This window comes from Acinetobacter lwoffii, from assembly GCF_024129685.1.
In the GTDB taxonomy this organism is placed as follows: Bacteria; Pseudomonadota; Gammaproteobacteria; order Pseudomonadales; family Moraxellaceae; genus Acinetobacter; species Acinetobacter lwoffii_X.
On sequence record NZ_JAMXXL010000032.1, the window covers coordinates 1 to 21,539 of the forward strand.

Annotated in this window: 15 protein-coding genes and 4 pseudogenes; 4 read left to right on the forward strand and 15 right to left on the reverse strand. The window is 37.2% G+C overall.

Annotated elements, in window-relative coordinates:
- Nucleotides 1–483 (reverse strand): annotated as a pseudogene (locus NI464_RS13140) (IS5 family transposase); the annotation flags it as partial.
- Between the two features lie 114 nt (nt 484–597).
- Nucleotides 598–807: pseudogene (locus tag NI464_RS13145) on the reverse strand (MscL family protein); the annotation flags it as partial.
- Nucleotides 808–809: 2 nt separating this feature from the next.
- Between NI464_RS13145 and NI464_RS13150 the strand changes: the two are divergent.
- A pseudogene (locus NI464_RS13150) lies at nt 810–1,352 on the forward strand (IS66 family transposase); the annotation flags it as partial.
- Nucleotides 1,353–1,508: 156 nt separating this feature from the next.
- Here the strand turns inward: NI464_RS13150 and NI464_RS13155 are convergent.
- The 8 genes from NI464_RS13155 to NI464_RS13190 form a co-directional block, all read right to left on the reverse strand.
- The gene (locus NI464_RS13155; RefSeq protein WP_004646188.1) at nt 1,509–2,123 is read right to left on the reverse strand and encodes a hypothetical protein; all 615 of its coding nucleotides are present in this window, start codon (nt 2,121–2,123) and stop codon (nt 1,509–1,511) included.
- A complete protein-coding gene (locus NI464_RS13160) occupies nt 2,116–3,609 on the reverse strand; it encodes an alkaline phosphatase (protein ID WP_253102133.1) in 1,494 nt (497 codons plus the stop codon). Before NI464_RS13160 ends, NI464_RS13155 begins: the two co-directional genes overlap by 8 nt.
- Nucleotides 3,606–5,180, reverse strand: coding sequence for an alkaline phosphatase (locus tag NI464_RS13165; RefSeq protein ID WP_420909033.1), 1,575 nt, complete (start codon nt 5,178–5,180; stop codon nt 3,606–3,608). The genes NI464_RS13160 and NI464_RS13165 overlap by 4 nt, the downstream gene beginning before the upstream one ends.
- 12 nt (nt 5,181–5,192) lie before the next feature.
- Nucleotides 5,193–5,972, reverse strand: coding sequence for an energy transducer TonB (locus NI464_RS13170; protein ID WP_253138945.1), 780 nt, complete (start codon nt 5,970–5,972; stop codon nt 5,193–5,195).
- Nucleotides 5,969–6,415, reverse strand: coding sequence for a protein TolR (gene tolR / locus NI464_RS13175; protein WP_005104756.1), 447 nt, complete (start codon nt 6,413–6,415; stop codon nt 5,969–5,971). The genes NI464_RS13170 and tolR overlap by 4 nt, the downstream gene beginning before the upstream one ends.
- A gap of 6 nt (nt 6,416–6,421) precedes the next feature.
- Nucleotides 6,422–7,108 carry a protein TolQ gene (gene tolQ / locus NI464_RS13180; RefSeq protein ID WP_253138948.1) on the reverse strand — a complete coding sequence of 229 codons (687 nt, stop codon included), beginning with the start codon at nt 7,106–7,108 and terminating at the stop codon, nt 6,422–6,424.
- Between the two features lie 72 nt (nt 7,109–7,180).
- Nucleotides 7,181–9,148 (reverse strand): phytase, encoded by a 1,968-nt coding sequence (locus NI464_RS13185; protein ID WP_253138951.1) that lies wholly within the window; start codon nt 9,146–9,148, stop codon nt 7,181–7,183.
- Nucleotides 9,149–9,206: 58 nt separating this feature from the next.
- Nucleotides 9,207–11,579 carry a TonB-dependent receptor gene (locus NI464_RS13190; protein WP_253138954.1) on the reverse strand — a complete coding sequence of 791 codons (2,373 nt, stop codon included), beginning with the start codon at nt 11,577–11,579 and terminating at the stop codon, nt 9,207–9,209.
- A gap of 444 nt (nt 11,580–12,023) precedes the next feature.
- Here NI464_RS13190 and NI464_RS13195 point away from each other — a divergent pair, with 444 nt between their 5' ends.
- Both NI464_RS13195 and NI464_RS13200 read left to right on the forward strand, forming a co-directional pair.
- Nucleotides 12,024–12,911, forward strand: coding sequence for a GGDEF domain-containing protein (locus NI464_RS13195; protein WP_228127475.1), 888 nt, complete (start codon nt 12,024–12,026; stop codon nt 12,909–12,911).
- The gene (locus NI464_RS13200; RefSeq protein WP_253138957.1) at nt 12,908–13,897 is read left to right on the forward strand and encodes a helix-turn-helix transcriptional regulator; all 990 of its coding nucleotides are present in this window, start codon (nt 12,908–12,910) and stop codon (nt 13,895–13,897) included. Before NI464_RS13195 ends, NI464_RS13200 begins: the two co-directional genes overlap by 4 nt.
- Nucleotides 13,898–14,238: 341 nt before the next feature.
- Here the strand turns inward: NI464_RS13200 and NI464_RS13205 are convergent, their stop codons facing one another.
- Together NI464_RS13205 and ppk1 are read right to left on the reverse strand one after the other, a co-directional pair.
- The gene (locus NI464_RS13205) at nt 14,239–14,466 is read right to left on the reverse strand and encodes a hypothetical protein (RefSeq protein ID WP_004646177.1); all 228 of its coding nucleotides are present in this window, start codon (nt 14,464–14,466) and stop codon (nt 14,239–14,241) included.
- Between the two features lie 117 nt (nt 14,467–14,583).
- Nucleotides 14,584–16,662, reverse strand: a pseudogene (gene ppk1, locus NI464_RS13210) (polyphosphate kinase 1).
- Nucleotides 16,663–17,818: 1,156 nt separating this feature from the next.
- Here ppk1 and NI464_RS13215 point away from each other — a divergent pair.
- Nucleotides 17,819–18,643, forward strand: coding sequence for a TIGR02391 family protein (locus NI464_RS13215; RefSeq protein WP_253138960.1), 825 nt, complete (start codon nt 17,819–17,821; stop codon nt 18,641–18,643).
- A gap of 46 nt (nt 18,644–18,689) precedes the next feature.
- Here NI464_RS13215 and qatD read toward each other — a convergent pair whose 3' ends face one another.
- The 3 genes from qatD to NI464_RS13230 are packed head-to-tail and all read right to left on the reverse strand — an operon-like array spanning nt 18,690 to nt 21,512.
- On the reverse strand, nt 18,690–19,430 hold the full coding sequence (qatD, locus tag NI464_RS13220) for a Qat anti-phage system TatD family nuclease QatD (RefSeq protein ID WP_253138962.1): 741 nt from the start codon (nt 19,428–19,430) through the stop codon (nt 18,690–18,692).
- Entirely contained in the window at nt 19,430–20,755 is a 1,326-nt protein-coding gene (gene qatC, locus NI464_RS13225) for a Qat anti-phage system QueC-like protein QatC (RefSeq protein ID WP_253138964.1), read from the reverse strand. Before qatC ends, qatD begins: the two co-directional genes overlap by 1 nt.
- Complete coding sequence (locus NI464_RS13230; RefSeq protein ID WP_253138967.1) at nt 20,748–21,512, reverse strand: hypothetical protein; 765 nt, start codon at nt 21,510–21,512, stop codon at nt 20,748–20,750. Before NI464_RS13230 ends, qatC begins: the two co-directional genes overlap by 8 nt.
- Nucleotides 21,513–21,539: the final 27 nt, after the last annotated feature.

The following is a 21,539-nucleotide window of genomic DNA, read 5'->3' on the forward strand; positions in this document are numbered from 1 at the left end:
TCGTATTTGCAGGGTTTTGGCATCTATACCAATATGTAGTTTACGCCATTGGCGACGATATTCAGGTCCATGTTTCTTGCGCTTCCATTCGCCTTCACCTAAAAACTTTAAGCCAGTAGAATCGACGAGTAGGTGGAGACCATTACTGCTTTTTTGATAGTTAATTGCAATATCAATATGCTTTTGTCTTCTACAAATAGTGGAATAATCTGGGGCTGTCCAATCTAATCTACAAAGATGAATGAGACTTTGAACAAAGCCATTGACCATACGTAAAGACAGACGGAATAGAGATTTAATCATCAGACAGCATTGGATAGCGGCATCAGAATAAGTTTGATTGCGACCATGTTTACCTTGTGGCTGCGCATACCATTGCGTTTCCGGATCAAACCAAATTGTTAATTTACCACGATTGATCAAAGCGCGATTGTAGGATGATCAATTGGTTGTACGATAAATTTTAGGTGTGGGCTTATTCATTTGAGAATTACATTGCTGAATAAGCCCTTAGAGGTAGGTTTGTGCAACAAAGCCACTTAATAGAACAGTAGAAATCAAAAAACGACCCTTTGTGGGTCGTTTTTTACTTAATAATTAGATTGATGAACGTTTTTTCAATTCATCACGAATTTCACGAAGCAGTTCAATATCAGCTGGCGTTGTTACTGTTTCCTCTACTGCACCTTCTTGTTTCCGTAAACGATTCATAACTTTAACCAACAAAAAAACCACCCAAGCGAGGATGAGAAAGTTTAAGAAAATAGTTAAAAAGTTACCATATGTCAAAACATTCACCCCAGCTTTGACGTAAATTTCATGAGTTGCATGTGACCGGGAAAAGTCAGATTGCAGAACAGGCTTTGTTCTTGATTCAGAAGCTGTATGCGATAGAGGCTGAAATAAGAAAAAATACCGACGGTACAGCAGAACAACGCTATAAGTACCGGCAACAGTATAGTCAAGCTGTTATGCAGCAACTCTATGAATGGCTGACACAACATCAACTTGCAGTACCCTCAAGCTCTGCAACTGCTAAAGCTATTAATTACAGCCTAAAACGTTGGGAAGCCTTAAGCCGTTATCTAGATGATGGCAATCTACCTATTTGCAATAATTGGGTCGAGAATCAAATGCGGCCTTGGGCTTTGGGGCGTAAGAACTGGTTATTTGCAGGTTCACTGCGCAGTGGTCAGCGAGCGGCAAATATCATGACTTTAATCCAGTCAGCAAAACTGAATGGGCTGGATCCGTATGCCTATTTAAGTGATGTACTGAAAAGGCTGCCGACACATAAAGTGACCCAAATAGAAGAATTACTACCACACCGTTGGAAATCCGACCAAAATTAAAAAATAGGCATGGGATTCAGCGGACGCTTACCAGTGAAATCAGCTTATTAAAAAAATTAAAGGTATAGGTTTTCCCCAAGTTACCCGAACATCTATCCAAAAAAAATTCTGCAGATTTTTTTGAACATATAGAAATATACATACTTTCTGAACAGATCAATCACTAAAGTCATCATACTGTTTTAAATTAAGTTTATACAATTTATCCCAATCCATTTCTTGAGTTGGTAAAGGCTTTACTTGAAACGAGTTATAGCCTTTATGATGGGTAGCTTTATAGTTTTTAACAATATCGCGTTGGCTATTATAGTCCAAATGAATGTGCCCATTTTTTATGTTGTTCTTCGGTGTCGTAGAGTGAGGTAAAAGAGATGAGTAACACTCCCAACAATTACTAAAGCCCAAAATTTCCTGATTAATCTCATTAAGATGGATACGTTGATTTTCATCAAAGTCAACTAATTGAATGGTCAAGCGCTTGGTTTCAGGCTCCCTAGCTATCCAGATAGACATATTTGAAATATCAAAATGTTGATGCTTGCCTATATCAATATAAGAGTCACTAGGCAATCTGTTTAAACGTTTGATAAGAATGTTGCCCTGATCACGAATCATCAGATTTGAATATCGTTCAATTCGTGTAATGCCGTCATGACCTTGCTGTAGGTGTTCATAATCAATTTGAAAATGTTCAGCAGCGCGCGCGAAAGGTTTGGGAATGCATAGAATAATCAATACTAAACCGAATACGAACTGGCATTTATTATTCATGGTCAGTAAACCCTACCGCCTTGATTATTTGTTGAAAGACCCAGATATTATCTTGAGTGCCTTTGAATAAATGAGCATTTTTCCCTTCAGCAAATAACATTACATCTCCACCACCATGTGTTTCAGAACGGTCGAGTTGTACCCCAACAGCTTGTTGGTAATTATCATCAAATACCTGAGATTCAGTTACACTTTGCTGAATATTTTCTCTCTGCCTCTTACCATTACCAAAAACTAAGACGGTGTTGGTATTACCATTTACATCAAGTGAGGGAGCATGTAGTTTGCCATCTGCCATTTTTTTAGCTAAAGCATCTGGTTGTGTTGTTATTTGATAGTGATAATTTAAACCTAAAATACCTGGTTGATTTGGCGTAGTCTTTCCTGTTAGCGCATTGTAACCATTAAAAGTCATGACATGATCATGATCTGCAGTGACCACGATTAAGGTATTGCTAAGATCTACCTGCTGTATAGCTGCATGAATGGCATCATCAAAAGCTTTAGTTTCATGTAATGCGCGTTTGGCATTATTGGCATGTAAAGCATGATCAATACGTCCCGATTCCACCATTAAAAACCATCCACGTCCCTTAGACTGTGCTTCAAGCATTTGAATAGATTTTAAAGTCATTTCTGACAAACTAGGTTGTTCCACAATATTTTTATTGATTCGATCTAGGTCATAATGCAGATGAGACGTCGCTGAGAATAGCCCCAGAACTTTTTGATTCGGATTAGCGTGCTGAAGGGCGGATGCTGTTTCTACATATTGATACTTTTGAGTTTGCATTTCCTGAATTAAATGTCGTTGATCAGCACGGCCCTGTGGATTGTTGATAGCATGGTAAGGTGTCCAATGGTTACGACCACCCCCCATGAGTACATGAATCCCCTCTTTAAGTTTTGGGTTATACCCCAATCCATTTGGTACTGCCTGTACTGCAATATCAAACTTTGCATCACGATGACAAATATGAGCATAGGTTGCCGCAGGCGTTGCATGGGTTAACTCTGCAGTGGTCACCACACCAACCGCTTTACCTCGTTGTATTGCTAACTCTAAAAGAGATGGAACTGTTTGTTCAGGTATTCGAGGTTGGCATAAATTAATGGCGTTATGAATACTCTGACCATTCGCAAGTTTTAAATCTTTGGGTTCTTTTGCGAGAGTGCCTGTAGGCATGGAAATCACATCATTTTTGTTTTTTAAGCCCGTCATATAGGCACCCATAGATGGAGCACTATCTGTAGTTTGTGCATCTTCAGAATAAGTTTTAATGCGAGCACTATGTTTTAGGCGATCTATTGTAAGCTTACCAGCCTCACCAACTGCGTAAATCCGACTTGCGGTTACTGTCGTAGGTCCCATCCCATCGCCAAGAAAAAAGATAATATTTTTTGCAGGAGTATTAGATGGTGGATCAGCCATTACAGATGTACAGCCACATAATGAAATCAACAACATACTGAATTTAGATTTCATTTCTCAAATCCCATAATCTGATTAAGTCGATAAAAGACGTCAATATTTTCCAAACTACCTGAAAATTGATCTGAACCTTGACCTATTGCCCCTAGAAAAACATCTGTGCCACCATGGGTCTCAGAATCCTTAAAACCAGTTTGGATAACGGCCTCCTGCTGAAAATCATCTGCAGCTGCACCTGTACACCATCCCTGATAGGAGGGTGTATAACTAAATGTATAGGATGAGGTATTCATCACAGGACGACATTCATCATCATCACGTAATTGAGTTACCGAATCATCATTTCGATTTAGAGTTGGACGCTTTTTCCCATTGCCAAAACTAATGACTGGATAGGGATTACCATTAATGTCTCGTGTTAATCCATTTTGGTTTTTTACAAGTCCGAGTACACTAGTTTGCTGTCCTGGCAGATAAGGGCCAGTACGCTCTACATAGCCATTCAACATGAGCGTGTGATCATGGTCGGCAGTGATGATAATTAAACTATTTTCGAGCAGAGGATCTTTAATTTTCAGAAAATCAATGGTTGCCTGTAGTGTGTCATCTAGCGCGATCACATCCTGAAGTGCTCGTTTTGCATTGGTATCATGCAATGCATGGTCAATCCTCCCTCCTTCAACCATCAGAAAAAAACCCTTGGTATTAGATGAAAGCTTCTGTAAAGCTATTAAGGTCATTTCCTTCAGGCTAGGTTCATTTATCTGTTTGTTCTGACGGTCTAGATCGTAATTTAAGTGGGAGTCATTGAAGAGGCCTATGATTTTGCGCTGATCTGCAGGATCTAAACTGTTCAGTTGACTACGATTTTCAACAACTTGATAGCCCTGTTTTTTAAGTTCTTTTAAGAGATTACGACCATCTTGGCGTTTCCCTCCAGACTCTGTTGGCAGGAAGTGGCGTTTCCCTCCCCCAAGAATGACATCAATTCCATTTTTTAAACGCGTGTTGTAATTGCTATATCGATCTGCTTTTATCTTACTCGGTACCAATTGTGCAGCGATTTCATTTTCTGCATCACGGTGACAGATATGAGCATAAGTCGATGCAGGGGTTGCATGCGTCACTCGAGTTGTGGTCACAATTCCTGTTGCGTATTGGGCGGAAATTGCCTTTTCAAGCAAGGTTTCACTAAAAGCTTTGTTACGGTTTACTGGATCTGTATCACATTGCTGCTGTCCATTTTTTAGTTCAACGGCATTAGTTCCTGTTTGCATTGAAATGACTTCATTTTTCATTTTTACGCCGGTCATATAGGCTCCCATAGAGGGGGCACTATCAGTGACTTGAGCATTTTCTGAAAATGTTCGGACAAATGCTGTTTCTGGCAATTGATCAATGCTTAAACTTCCTGATTCACCGACCTTATAAATTCTTGCTGCAGTCAATGTCGTGATGCCCATTCCATCACCAATAAAGAACACTACTTGTTTAGGAGCTTTCACAGACATTTGACGACTAGAAACCTGTGTATCAGGAATGCCTTGGCAACCTATAAGCATACTGGTGCAGAATGAAACTCCTAGAAGTTTAAACGAGGACAGGTAATGCAAGGAGGTGAGCATATTTAGTGGCCTTTATTCAATTCGATATTCAAAGGTATTTCTAATTTTAGGTACTTCAACAGCCTGACCATTAACAATATGTGGCTGGTATTTGAACTGACGAGCCGCATTGAGTGAGGGGCGAATGAACACAGGATCACAGTCAGATAAGGCCTTAGGGTTAATAACGTGCCCTTGGGTACTCACGCTATATTCGATAGTACAGTTCCCTTCAAGTTCATTTTCCAAAGCACGCATTGGATAATCAGGTTTAAGCTTTGAAATCGGTTTATAGTTTTTCTCATCAAAGGTTGGAGGCGTTTTAACCTTTTCAGTCGCTGCAGGCTTATTTACAGGTGTAGCGGTGTTTGTTGAGACATCAGACTGGATGGGTGTAGGGGTAATATTTTTAGGCTCTTCAGCAGTGGAAGATATTATAGAAGCTGAATCATTAGTTGATGTTTTTTTAACAACTGCTTTGTCTAGGTTACTTGGTGAAGGTTTGTTTTGAGGTTGTAGCTTTGATGTCTGATTTGTTTTGACAGGTTCAGCCTGTTGAGGCGGTAAGGGCTGAACAGGGGTTGCTAAGGGTTGAGTCACTTTTGGTTCAGGTTGAGCGTGTTCAACTTGAGGTGAAGATACTGTAGTTTTGGGAAGCTGTACAAATTTAACCTGTACAGTTTTTGGCTCTACCTCTTTGATAGGACTATCAAAGTTCTGATTCAATAAACTGTAAATCACAGTTGCATGCAGTAGCGCAGTGATAGATAGAGCGACAGCAGAGCTAGAGTTGATCTGTGAGATACTGTTCACTGATCTTGCTCCTCAGTCACTAAGCCTAATTGCTCAACACCACTTTGTTGCAAAATACCAATCGTCTGAGCAACAAGTTCATAATTGGCAGTACTGTCAGCACGAATGAAAACTTGCAGGTCCTGAGGATTCTGTAACAATGGAGATAACTTCTCTTTCATTTCTGCCAAGTTGGTTGCCCGATCTGTCACTTGTTTTGTATCGACAGTTTCCCCAACATTCCAGTAGTATTGCCCTTCTTCCTGAATAGAAATAGTGATTACTTTCTGATCTTTAGGGGTGACCAATGTTTCTGCTTCTAGATTTGGTAAGTTCACTTTAATCCCCTGGGTGAGCATGGGTGCAGTGACCATAAAAATTACAAGCAGCACTAACATCACGTCGATATAAGGAACGACGTTCATTTCTGCGTTGAGCGCACGCTTTTTCTGACGTTTCTGCATCTGTTGTTAATTTCCTGCTTGTAAAAAACGTAGCATTCGAGTTTGTAACGCATTTCCGAAACTGTAGTAGCTATTAGAAATTTTTTCTGCACGTGTGCTTAGGCGGTTATAGGCAATCACAGCAGGAATAGCTGCAAATAAACCAATGGCTGTAGCAATCAAAGCTTCTGCAATACCAGGAGCTACAGCAGAAAGTGTTGCTTGCTCAAGTTGTGATAGACCAATAAAAGAATTCATGATGCCCCATACAGTTCCAAATAAACCGATATATGGGCTGACTGAACCAACTGTCGCAAGAAAGCTCAAGTGCTTTTCCAGTTTTTCTTCCTGTTCCGTGACACTGCTTAAAAGACGACGCTCAACTTGATCCGTTACCTCGACTGATGAAACCGAAGTTGTGGCATTTCTGAGGGCATTAAACTCATCTAGTCCAGCTTGGTAGATTTGTTCTAAACCACACATTTTTTGTTCAGATTCTTCTACCATGCTAAGAGGAAATTGTTGTTGGTGGAAATGCCCTAAGAAAACTTTATTTGCTAATGTTTCCTGACGCAGTTTGATCCCCTGCTTAATAATGACATACCAACTAATGACCGATGCGCACAATAATATCAGCATGACCATTTGAACAAGTAAACTGGCATGGCTAATCAGTTCCCATACTGAAAGCTGTGCCGTAGTTGGATTTGACATAAAAACCTCAATAAAATCATAATTTAATTCGAATATAGGTACAGCACGGTGCACTGTACCTGATGAAAAGTGTTATTCCAGGCCTAAGGCTTGAGCAATCTTTTCCCATGCTACATACTTATAGTTCTGATTCCCTTCTGGCATCCGCTTACGACCATCTTGAACAACCAACATACCTTGCTTCCAGACCCCACCCAGATTTGCTGAAGTCACTTCCAGCCCATCTGTTTCAGATACAGCATCAATCTCTGAGTTCAAATTGGCTGAAATTTTAAATTTTCCACGTATTTGATATGGTGCTTTAGCGTCGACTACAACGTAACTATCATCTCCTTGACTAGAAATAACCAAATAATCGCGTACTTTCCCTTTATAGATTGCAAGTCCTTCAACATCTGCCTTTACATGTTCTCCAACGCTAATAACGTTTTGCAGATTGATATGCTGAGGATCATTGAGTTTTGTGGTCCAAACAGCTTTAGCCTCTTCTCCTACATAAATACGATCATTTTCATCATCGACCACACAACCTTCTGGCTGTGATGTGACTTTGAATCTGAGCACCTCATGTGCAGTTAGACCTTTAGCGTTATTTTGAATTTTGTACTGTACAAAGGTTCCATTTTTATCATTTGGAATGGCAAAGGTTTCACCTTGTCGATTCTGATACATACAGAATCCGTATATATCCTGTAGGTCTGTAGGAAGTTTTCCTAAATCCTTAACTTGTCCCGTTTTTTGATGAATACTAAACAGATGCAAGCTGTTTTGATCACGATTAGTAGCAATCGCTAGATCTACTTTCTGTTGCCCAAGTTTGAAATTAGGTCGAATATCAACATTATTCAGACGTCCTACTTTCAAGTATTGCAACTGTTTACCTTGCAAATCATAGACTGCAAGCCCACCCTGCTTATCTGTGCCCAATACACGTGATAGATTAGGGTTTGTTGGATTAATCCAGATTGCAGGATCATCTGCTGCATCTCCACTGTTAGGCACCAAATCAGTTTCGACATCTGCTGGTAGGGCTAATACAGTCTGCGTAGAAGGCAGTTTCTGAGTGGTCCAATCAAGATCCAACATTTTGATTTCACCGTCTACAAGCAGGAGTTGTTTTTGATCTTGATTACCTTTTAGGTGAATACGTTCTGCCTCATCCACATTTTGTAAAGTGACTGGCGGAAGCTTTTCCCAAGATGTTCCTTTTATGCTGTAGCGGTAAAGGATCGCTTTTGACTCATCTATTGCTGCTAGTGCATTATCTATTAAACTCAGTCCACTGATATTCCCAAGAATAGAGCCATGTGGATCGTTTAAATCAACGGGATATCGGATGAGGTCTGCTTCAGGGTCTGCCTCATAAGACCAAATTCCTACGTTTTCTTCATTAATATAGAGCTTGGCATTATGGTCATCTACGACACAAAAACTACTATTAGGTGGCAAGCTCATTTTACGGATAAAACGAGGAGTAATTTGCGCTGAATCTTTGGACTGAATCATCCATTGCTCCCCAACCCCTTCTTCACCGATAAAGAAGCTATAAAGAGACTGATCAGAAGTAAGATATAGACAATTATCTTCAGTTTTAAACTTACGTACAGGGAGATAGGTAGGTTTTGCCCAGGTGCCTGCTTTAATATTAAAATTAAAAATTACAGGCTGCTGTATAGAGAGATCTGTAGTCTGAATAATGAGCTGATTATTAATTATTCGATAATCAATTTTACTAAAAGAACCAGGAATATGCTGTACACGTTGACGGTCTTTATTCCACAGGCTTAAACCTTCAATTTTACTAGAAGTAATCACCTGAGCATCTGAACCTATGATCTCGACCCAATGAGCATCCTCTACTTTAATAGGTAATTTAAAAACTTGATCAACTTGAAGAGCGGGCTGATCTAGTTCTGAAAGGATATGCTCAGATTGCAGAGAGCTGCTGATATGTTTTTGCTGAGTTGGACTAGTGGATACACAGCCAGATAAAGTCAAAAATGCTGCACAAAAAGCGCTCAATTTAAAAAGTGTTGTCATGAATTTTCTCGAAATAAAAAGCACCCAAAGCCAATCTGGCTTTGGGTGAGCTAAAGGCTTAGAAGTGTGTGAATTTCAGACCAACTTTATAGCTTGGACCGTATTCTTCATATTGAGCGTTATAATTACGGTTGCTGTTATAGTTGTAATACACTTCATCAGTAAGATTCTGAGCATTAAAGAACAGTTGCATATTTTTGTTAAAATTCACATGTCCACTAAAATCAAGAAATACTTGATCATCGGTATATAAATCTTTCTCAAGATCATCGACATCCGAAACTTCATTGAGATAACGTGATTTATAGTTGGCCGCAAGACGTAGGCCGAACAGATCATTTTCCCAACCAATCATGGCATTGCCTACAACTTTGGATTGGTGTGGAAAGTTAATGGTTCTGGTCATTAGTTCACCATCTACCATGCCATCAATATCTGCTTTAGCACGGCTGAAAGTACTATTTAAGCCAAAGATAAAGTTGTTCCATTTTTGGCTATAACCCAGTTCTACACCATAAATTTTAGCAGATGAGCCGTTTTTGAAAGTTAGTGCCTCATCAAAATTAGCCCAGTCCCCTGTACCTGCTACATTGGAGTTATAAATAAAGTGCTCAATATCTTTATAAAATGCATTCATGGAAATAATGCTGGCATCACCCAAGTATTTCTCTACACCTAAATCAAAATTTGAGGCTTCAAGTGGCTTGAGATTTGGATCACCAAACTCAGCTTCATCGCCATCAATGTAAATACCTGGTCGTGACTGTTCGAAGTTCGGACGTACCACGGTATTGGTCCATGCTGCTCTTAGAATGGCATCTGCACTTAACTGATATTTAAAATGTAAACTTGGTAACCAATGATCATAATCATTTTTGGTAGAAATATTGGTGGTTTCCCCATCTAGGATTCGATAGCCTTGAGTTTCAAAAGCAGTATCTTCATAGCGTAAACCCGCAATGACGCGTAAACGATCAAAATCAATTGTATTCATGAAATATGCCGCATGAATATCTTCGGAGCTTTTATAGTCATTAATTACGGATTCTTCATCATCAACCCAATCTTCTAGGTTCAATTGAGCCAGTTGATTATGGATTGGAGCACTAGACAACGTTGGGCCGAACTGTGCAAGTTCATAGTGACCATTTTGTCCAAAATGTGCAGGTAAAGTTTGTAAATCCTCTACTTTCCAGATATCTGTATTATTCGTTTTAGTTCGCTGACTGACTTTTGCACCAAATTTAAAAACAGAAGCATAATCTTTGATCAAATAGTCTCGGCTAAGATCAAACTTGGCATTTTTCTCTTTATCTTTGGCAGTACTTTTTTCCCATTCTACTTCATCAAGCTCATACTGTGCCGGATCATACAAGCTAGCATTACCTTTAACCACGGGGATACGTGTACTTGTGTACTCTACATCCTCAAACTCACCTGCAAACCCTGCTTCAGCAATCCCACCAGGATTCTTTTCTGATGCTTCACTGTAGCCCACTTGTGTTTCTAGTGTCCATTGGTCAAAACGATTTTTGCCACCTAGTACAAAAGATTTGATTTCCTGAGTTTCCTCACGTTCTTTTAAACTGCGAACTACCTCTGCATCACTTGGAGTATGCATTGCCAATGGGTCTGAAAACTCAACACCCATACCTTGACGCGTTTCATTGTCTTTAAAGCGGCTATACAATGTCCGTAAATAGTATTCACTGTTCTTATTTGGACGATAGTCAAAATTTAGTCCGGCACCAAGTCTCTCACGTTCAATATCATATTGACGCAGTTCAGTTTCTTCTAACAGGTGATCGTCCCATGCTCCACCTGTTTCAACGTTATCTGAGCCAAAAGTGCGCTCTTGCCAACTTAGTGCTGCCGCAATACCAAGATTGTCAGTACCCGAACCTAGACTAAACTTTTGACTGACCGCGCCTGAAACTTTAGGACTATACTCTTCACGTTTATCATCATAACCACCTTCAACCGCAGCAGTATAGAACAGACCGTCATGATCAAAAGCAGATAAACTCTCTACCTCAATTGTTCCACCAAGTGAATTTGCATCCATATCTGGGGTCAAAGTTTTAACAACAGTTAATGACTGTACAAGTTCTGCTGGCAATACATCTAGCGCAACTCCACGACGTCCTGCTTCTGGTGCTGGGACTAAGGTGCCGTTAATAGTGACGGTATTCAGATCAGCTCCTAAACCTCGCACAGTCACAAAACGACCTTCACCTTGGTCACGTTCTGTAGAAACACCAGGAATACGTTGTAGTGCTTCAGCAGCGTTGTCATCTGGCAGCTTCGCAATAGCATCGGCATGTACTACACTAGCTATAGAGTTTGATTTTCGTTGTTCTTTCAAGGCTTCATTAATACTTGCTGCTTGACCTACAACACGAACATATTCAGTTTTTGTTTCTGCAGCCATACTTTGACCAATAGCTGTTATACATAAAACTAAGGTAGTGACTTTAAAAGTGAAAGGTGTTTTTTTCTTACTGCGATGAGTGCTCATTTGTTATTTCCCCAAATAGCGCAACGGCTGTTTGTTGAGCACCTTAAATATGCATAATGACTGAATGATGACAGGAAAAAAATCTAAAAATCAGAGAATAAACTTTTTAGATCATTTTGAGCTAATTTGATGGGACTATATCTTTCATTGCTCAAGTAGACTGAACTAAGTGAATGTGAATTATAGAATTAAAAGGGAGTTAAGTAGATTTTTGATATTTATAGTGAGCTAATTTGAAAAGTGGAAGAAAATATATTTGCAATGAAACTGTCATAGAATGCTGATTAGCTTTATCAAAACAATAACCACACCCCTGCTATGTTAAAACCCTTTCTACACTATCCACGACACTTTTTATTGATTATCACTGTTGCTCTGATCTGCTTAGCTTCATTTATTTTTTTTGGTAGTTTCAAAACTCAAAATGAAATTCAGGTCATTGATATTCTTGGAGAGGGGCTGGCCTGTATACTCGTTTTATTATGGATTTATCTCATTCTTAAAAGTCGCCCGAGAGGATATGTGACGAGCTATTTTTACTGGGGTCTGGTATGTGTATTTTTAGCTTTATGGATGGATGTATTGGATGAATTTATATCAATACCCAAAACACTGATTTGGGATGATTTATTAGAATCTTTTACTACACCGATAGGCTTTGTTGTACTTACTGCAGCTATGATTAACTGGCACAAAGAACAATTGGTATTGTCCAAAAAGCTACAAACTAAAGAGCATGTATTTCGGGATCATCGTTTATTTGATGCAATTACCCCCTTGGCAGATGCTCAATACTTTAAACAACAATTACAATATGAAATAAGTCAGCAAAATAATTCAGAAAAAAGCATACATCTGATGATGATCAATCTAAAGAATTTAACTTTGATCAATAGACAATTTGGTTTTGAATCAGGTAATCAAGTGCTATCTATGATTGCTCAGACGATAAGTATGAACATAAGACCTTGTGACTTAGTTTGTCGTTTAGCAGGAGATAAGTTTATTTTGATGTTAATTGATTTGACAGAACTACAAGTCGAAATGATGGCTAGAGAATTACAAAAATGTATTCAGTCACAAATATTTTATACATCTGAAGATTTTCATAAATTTAAAATAGATTGCAGCTATAGCATTAGTCAAGTACATCAAGAAAATCCAGCTGTAGAAATTCAAAAACTATATAAACAAATCAAAAGTCAGCAGCATCGAAAGCTAAAAAATGTAAAGGTTTCGGTATGAGCTATCAAAACGATCAATTGATTTTACCCACATATCTGGCCCCTGCATTATTGATTGATTTGGCTGAGCAATACGGTGTAAATCCCAATATTATTTTAAAGGGAACGCCCGTTTTTCTTGAGAGTTTGATCACAGAGAATCATGCTGTAAGTTTAGAACAACTGATACAAATGATACGAAATATGCATGAGAGTATTACCCATCCGGAAGTTCAATTTCTGTTTGGGCAACGTTATATTGAAACTTTAACTCACCCTGCCTTAAATGCAATTGCCTACAGTCAGAATATAAAAGAAGCCGTACAACGCTATGTTGAATTTCATATATTCCTAACCCCATGGTGCATTCCCGTTGCATTTTATTCGGAAAAAAAGATCATTCTATTTTGGTTAAATAATCAGGAGATCCATGCTAATTATTTAGCAATTAGTGCTATGACCGCCCTTAGGGCTATTTTGATGAATAGCATGCAAGAGGAATTGAATATTACTTATAGTTTTGTGGGTGACGAGCCAAAATTTATCGAACAATTTTGGGAACATCTTGGAGATGACATTAAGTTTAACACCCTTGTCAATGCCATGCATATCGATATTTGTGAGAGCCAACAAAAACAGAGTTATCAAACTAGTGCAATGCGTCAAGCTTATTATCGACAAGCTAATTTGGTACAACAACAGTTAGGATTAGAACAGAGTTTTCTTCAAAAAGTTTATAATTTTCTTATTCGTAATATTCATCAATTACCGAATCTTGAGGAATGTGCTGAATATTTTCAAATGAGTATTGCTAGTTTTAAAAGAAGATTACATAAACATCATACTAGTTATCAGCAACTATTAGACCAAGCTAGATTATTCACATCAATACAATTAAAAGAATTACATCATTATAGTGATGAGCAAATAGCAAACTATTTAAATATTAATGACATACATAATTTTAAAAGAGCATTTAAGCGTTGGAGTAGCCTAGTTACATTCTAAGTGAGCTACCTCTAGTGGGCTGGACTATCACCACCTTCCTAAAAAAACACCAAAATATCTCTCTTGTGATCATGGTCCCTTAATTATGGGTATTGATCTAAATGCCAAGGTTGAGCAGAGTCTAGAGCAAGGTAAATCAAGAGATGGCCGTTTGGGGTTATAGTCACTTCTACTACAGCCCCTTAAATAATTATATTTCTCTTTAAATGATGAACATAACTTTGAAATATAAAACTATTTATTTTGCTATAAAAAAACCACCAGTAATGGCGGTTTTTTATCAATGACAACTTATGCGTCATGTGACGGTCACTTATCGTATTTTATAAGTTTGGTACTTCTTACTTTATTTTAAAATGATGTTTCTCAGGAATAAGTTTTATTTTTATCGATTTATAAAGTCGCTCTTCAGAATTTTCTGCTGATTTTGTCACTTTATCAGCAAATTTCTGATCAGACATAAGCATGGCATATGTTTTATAACCTATTTCAAGCGCTTGTGTTTTATTGCCTTCTTCTTCGAACTGTTCAATTAATTTGTTGATCTTTTTAACACTGATATCATTCATGTAATTGACTCATTCCCACTTGATTTTTACTTTAGGGTTGTATTGTTACAGTTTAGTTAAAATAAGTTTAAATCATTGCAAATGATTGTCATTTATACAATGACTTGAAATTTTTCGTTAAATAATTTGATTCATTAATTGTTGCTGGGCAATATGGACTGCCTGTCCATTGCCAGCCTGACATTGTATCCAGGTATCATCGGCTTGTAATTCCCATGCACGCCGATTATCTTGAAGATAATTCATTAAGCCCTCTTCCAGAATTTGTTTACGAAGTTTTTTATCTTCGATTGGGAAACAGGTCTCGATGCGAGAGAATAAATTACGCCCCATCCAATCTGCACTGGCGCAAAAAAGTTTACTTTCACCCTGATGGTAAAAATAATAAACCCGGGTATGTTCTAAAAAACGTCCCACAATTGAGCGGACTCGAATATTTTCAGAAAGTCCTTTCACTTGTGGGCGTAAGCAGCAAATTGAACGGATAATCAAATCGATTTGAACGCCCGCTTGAGACGCTCTATACAGAGCATCAATTAGTTGAGATTCAGTTAAGGCGTTGACTTTAATAATAATCTGCGCTTTTTTGCCCGCTTTGCTATTTTCAGTTTCATTTTCAATGAGTTCAATCAATTGAGAATGCAGAGTAAATGGTGCATGAAAAAGTTTTTTCAATTTGACCATTTTCCCCATGCCTGTGAGCTCCTGGAAGACTTTATGGACATCTTCACAAATATCAGCATCACTGGTCAGTAGTCCATAATCAGTATAGATTTTGGCATTCATTGCATGATAGTTACCTGTGCCTAAATGAACATAACGTTTAATCTTGTCTACTTCACGACGCACGATCAGAATCATTTTGGCGTGGGTTTTATAACCAACGATCCCATATACAACAACCGCCCCAGCTTCTTGTAATAGATTGGCAACTTCGATATTTGACTCCTCATCAAAGCGAGCACGTAATTCAATCACTGCTGTGACTTCCTTACCATTTCGTGCTGCTTCAGCAAGGACTTGCACAATTTCAGAATCTACACCACTACGATAAAGGGTTTGTTTTATGGCTCACACATGTGGATCACGGGCTGCCTCTTTCAGTAGCTTAATGACCGGAGCAAAAGAGTGAAAAGGGTGATGTAATAAAACATCTTCGGTTTTTAATACCTCAAATATGGATTTTTTCCCATACAACACTTTCGGTAATTTTTGTACATGGGAAGGAAAACGTAACTCAGGCAAATTAAAGTTCGATATAAAGCGCGCCAGATTAAGCGGGCCATCAATACGATAGAGTTGCTCTTGCTTAAGATCAAATTGTCCAAGTAAATAATCAATAATATTTTCAGGGCAATTTTTAGTCACCTCAAGTCTTACAGCCCGACCAAAGCGTCGTGAGGATAGTTCATCTTTTAAGGCAATTGCTAAGTCTTCAACATCTTCTGAGATAGTTAAATCTGCATTACGTGTGACCCGAAATTGATAACATCCAGTGGTGGTCACCCCTGGAAATAATTCATGAAGATGTTGCTGAATAATGGCTGAAAGTAGAATGTAGTGTTCATCCTCACCAGAAATATTTTTAGGTAACTTCACTAATCTAGGTAATGATCGTGGTGCTGGAACAATCGCTAAATTAATTTTTCGTCCAAAGGCATCGTTGCCTTCCAAAGTGACAATAAAATTTAAGCTTTTATTGGCTAAACGAGGAAAAGGGTGTGCGGGGTCTAGACTGATAGGCGTGACCACAGGTTGAACTTCATGATGAAAATAATTTTTAATCCATTCTTTATGTTTTTCAAGGATGTCACCATACTGAATGAAATGAACGCCATGTCCTTGCAGTTGTGGTAAGAGATTATAATTAAGAATTTTATACTGTTCTTCGACAGCTTCGTGTGCAAGTTTGGAAATGGTGGTGACTATATCTGAGAGTAGTAAGTCATCTGGATGAGTTCTAGCATGATCTGAAAGTTCAATTTGTTGCATTAAACTGGCAACTCGTATTTGAAAAAATTCATCCAGATTACTTGAAAAAATAATTAAAAAATTGAGTCGTTCAAGTAAAGGATATTCAGTATCTTTCGCCTGTGCCAATACTCGCTTATGAAATTCAAGTAAGGAAAGGTCCCGATTAATATAAGTTTTTAATGTATGTATGGAAGAATTTGAAGGCACATTTAAAGCAGTCATTTATGGCTCTTATAAAGTTAGATTGCAGCGCTGAAGGAAGCTAATAAAAATTCTTTTAAAGCCTTTGAAAGAGGTTAATTAATTCTTCGTAAATAAAAAATGATTAATTCTGCAAGAAGGCTAAGAATTTAATTTTATTCAATTAAGTATTCTGTGACTGCTTCATGACATTTTTATGACATCGTATTGTATTGTTATTTCATGTGGGTAATATTTAGACTTTTATCTGAGTTTAGAAGAAAGGGACAACGTTAATTTAAACCGAGACAACTTGAGGGGCTTAATGAGAAAATTTCTAGAAAAGCGATTTCACTGAGACTGTTATTCATAGTGTCATCATGTATGAAAACTAAGCTATTTTGAATCTTAAACACTATTCAAAATCATTAGACCTCTTGTGAAAGTATCGTTTTACCTATTTTTTGAATTAGCTAAAACCTTATAAAATATACCTTTTTTTGTTTAAATTTTGACTAACGCAAGAGTCTATTATGAATATATAAATGCCCCGCTTCTTAATGTCTTTATTTAGTCTTCATGATGTAAAAAAGGTTAATTGATATTTAACAAAAAAATAAATTATTTTTTCATCATATTGAAATAATTTGATTTTATATTTAGGTGAAAATAATTATTGATACACTATAAATTGATCTGTTTAATTTGGGAGAGTTAAACAGATTTTTTTCTTGAAAAAAATTATTTCTCTCCTAGCCGAAATTCTTCCGGCACTAACAGCCCCTTCAAGTTATTGAGCGGGTTTTTTCTTTTCTTGAATCGTACCGGGTTTGTCGGAGCCTTTTGTATTTCATTAGCTTATATTAAAACCTGCGCACCAACTTTTAATAATTGAAATTTCTCAGCTGTATAGGTGCATAAAGATCATTAAAAAATAAGCTAAAGCATCTTCTCGGATTCACAACTCACCTTAGGAATATCCATCATCTAACAAACTGAATATCTTAAGGAATTTTTTTAATTGTATTTCTCTTAATAAAAGTCAATAAGTTGATAAGAGCAAGATTGAGATGGTGACTGCTTAACTCACGATGAATTCTCCAATAATATCTTTTATTTAAGCCATAACTTGCTCTAGATTTTTACCCTAATTTACCCCATTATCCTTTTAAACAACTACTGCTTAATTTCTATATAAATGTTCAAATCAGAACGCTATTATCATACTGACTACTTGGGCGAAGCTGGAGTCACAGAAACCTGTCTATACAGCCTTTGCAATCTCATTCAGACTAATGCAGATCTAAGTTATGCTCTATTGCTGACGAATGATCAGTCCCATGGATTCATACTTAAAGATCAATCTGACAGTTATTACATCATCCGTTCAGGCTTTACATCAGGTTATCCAGGCGAAGGACCAAAAGGGCTAGCAAAAGCTTTAACTATTTTGAATAAACATCAAATCGAAACCGAAGAAGTCACGATTCCTGCAAAACTGATGAACAAAGTTAATCATTCATCATTAAGTGACAATGATATTGATTTTATTTTTAGAGAAAAAGTGATTCGGCCTATACGTCTACATGACTATATTTACTCATTCCAAAATGAGGTAGCATCTTCTCATCTTAAGCGTTATTACCCGCTTGAACTACCCTACTCGATTATTGACGATAGAATTTTTGATCTTGCTTTACTCTTTAAACAAGACCCAGACTCAGCTCTAACAAAAGCATATAAACGCTTAGAAGATATTGTTAGAGAACGTACAGGCTTGAATGAACATAGTACTAAGCTTTTTTCTCAAACATTTAATACATTCAATGCCTCACTGACTTGGCTTGTGCCTGATAAATCTGAAATTGTGGGTCGGGTTAACATATTTATTGGTACCTATCAAGCTTTCAGAAATGCGCGAACACATCGTGAGAAGGATGAAAGCCAAATTCATCAATTCCGGGAATTTTTACTAATTAATGAATTATATTTATTGGAAGCAGAGGCAAAAAATATAAGCTAGTATTTTATTATTAAATAAGAAAATACTTTTCTAAATATACCGGATGTTAGTTTACAGCTTTTAAAAGGCTTTTTAAATTCTCGAAAATTTGTCCAGTGACAACATCCTGAGACTCTTTCCAGATATTACCTAACTTATTAATAACAGGCAAAACAGAAGCGGGTTGTATAGGCTGATTTCCATTCATAACAAAAGGGCCATCCGTTTCAGTTAATATTCGATTTTTTGGTATTTGACTGACAAGTGACCTACCTCTATCACCTGATAACATCCTTTGATTAATCGAAAACCAACACCCTCTATCAATAGCTCTTTTTAAATCTTTTTCCTTACCCGTATACCAATGTAAAATTGGAATACCATTGTGAAAATAAGTATCTAATCCGTCTAAAGTTGCTTCTACGGCATTAAGGCTATGAATGGTTAATATTTTAGGTGACGAACTATTAGCTTTTTGCAAAATATGTTTAAAAACTTTACTTTGTATATTTTGATGGGCTTTCAGTGCTGATGAACCATCCAAACCAATCTCACCTATATACTTTGTTTCATTGATTAGTAAATCAAATAAATCTAACTCTTCAAAACGCTCATGTGCTATTTGAGGATGTAATCCAAGTGCTGTTTGAATTCGCTTATGGTTTTCAGTAAGCTTCTTCGTACCAAACCAAGCTTTTGGCGTAGTTGTTACTGACAAAATATAATTTGAATCTCCACAAGCTGATACCACAGCTTGTGGATTATTATATAAGTCCAAATGACAATGAAAATCGATCAACGGAGACATTAAATATTTACACCTAGATTCTCTTTTTTTAGATACTGCTCTACCTCCGTAAACCCTCTTAAAACAGTATCAATGATTTGCTGACGTTCCTTAGGCTCTATTGGCAAAAATCCAGATTTTGCTACCCACAAATTTGTGTTGCCAGTATTCTTAATTTTGCTTATCGCCATAACCATAGACATTAGGTCATCCCTCTGCTTATCTCGTTTAATTACATCATTTAAAACAGAATATTGATAATCAGTTAAATCTTTAAATTGAGATGCATTAAATGAGGCACGCCTAATTAAACACGGTAGGCACTTACCACATTGCACTCCAGACCTCTTCCATTTCCCACAGGATACTGTATCAGTAGCAACCTTTTTCAATAACTTTTGATCTTTACATTCGAGCATCATTTCTCCTTTAGTCTTTAACTGATAAGGATTTAATAACTCTACTGGCAAGCCTATACTTGAAAAAAGTTCATTTAATTTTTTTAGAAAGTATGGATGTGTTGTTCGCGTACTTAATGAACCTATTCGCCTAGGAGTGAGTGGAGGGTTAATAGAGATGAGGCCATTCTCGGGAATGTAAAGTGGTACTATCTTATTTGAATGATGGTTTTTACTCAAAGCAGTAGCGATTAAAGCTCCAAAGGCAATAAAGTTAAAACTACGCGTTCTCATTTGAACATCCGCAGGAATTTCTTTAACTTTCCGAGGATTTGCAACAACTTGAAATCTAGCATTAGTAAGTTTAAGCGTACTATAGACGCCATCTTGCTTTTGCCTATCTTTCGGATATGCATGGCTAACTAAAACTGAACTCTTACCTGAATTCTTTAAATCAATTGCACCAATTGTACTATCTAACCCTCCTGAAAATAAGCAAACAGAATCATGATTCTTTATGAAAATTTTCCTTGCTTTAAGACTTGTCATCATTTTAGGAATTTTAAAGTCGCTTTGCCTAAATTCAAAATCCCATAAATCTCCGCTTAAAAAATGCAGAGTTTCCTTTAATAGTTTTTTTTGCTTATCCCAAAGACTAGGATTTAACACTGGAAGATTGATCTTGAATTGGCGACACCATGCATCTTCTGCTCGACTATCCCTCTCAACAAAAGTATCAGCAGCTGTTACCGCTAAAGATAACATCATTAAATCGAATGCTGTTTCATCAGCTTCTTCTTGAAGTCTTCTAAATTCAATTAGTGCTGCTCCACCAATACTATTGTATTTGCCAGAAACAGCAGACTTCCCAAACATTAAAACAGGTAATAATCGATCTGATAAAGGTGGTAATTTTGCACTATCAGTATCAAAATAAAGCTCAATCATTTAAATAGTCCTCCCATTCACCCCAAATATCTTCTAATGCTTTCATTTGTATATTTTCAATATCTTTTCTTGTTAATGAATTCGCACCATTCTTTAATTGCTTACTCATATGATTATCCACTGAAGAATTTATTAAGGAACGTAGATCCTGCTCAAGACTAGCAACACTCTCAGGCGTATCAGCTTTATCGAAAGCAGCCCTTGAGTCTAAAACGATTTGTTGAAATAAATACTGCTCTGTATAATTCAGCATTAAATCAATAATCATATCGCTAGAAATTTGAGTGAAATCAAATTCATCCATCCCATCTAAACATTCAGCTAAAGATTGATTCAAACTTGCCCTGATTCGCTCAGAGTCTCCATCAATAACTAAAAGGTTTTCTATAATTTGATCAATGACAATATCAATAGGCTTACCATTTAGATCTGATATTTTCAGGTTTAAATAGTCATTTCCAGCTTGAATATTCTGGAATAAATCAAATAAACCTCCACCAGTTGAAATAAGTTTTTGGTAACGTTTAGGACCTACCTTTTTTCCACCTGTCGCATTCTTAGCATAATGACCAATTGCTTTTCTTAAGTTCGTACCACTTGGACCCGACGGTTTATTCGCAGCTTTTCCTAAATACCCCCGAAACTCACCTAGAGTATTATCTATTCCACATGCAATTGATTCTCCCCCCTCATTTGCCCAAGATGGCACTAATGGAGTCTTTCCATTTGGCCCCTTACTTGAAGTTGATGTTCCCATAATCCCTTCCTTTTAATAACTTATAAA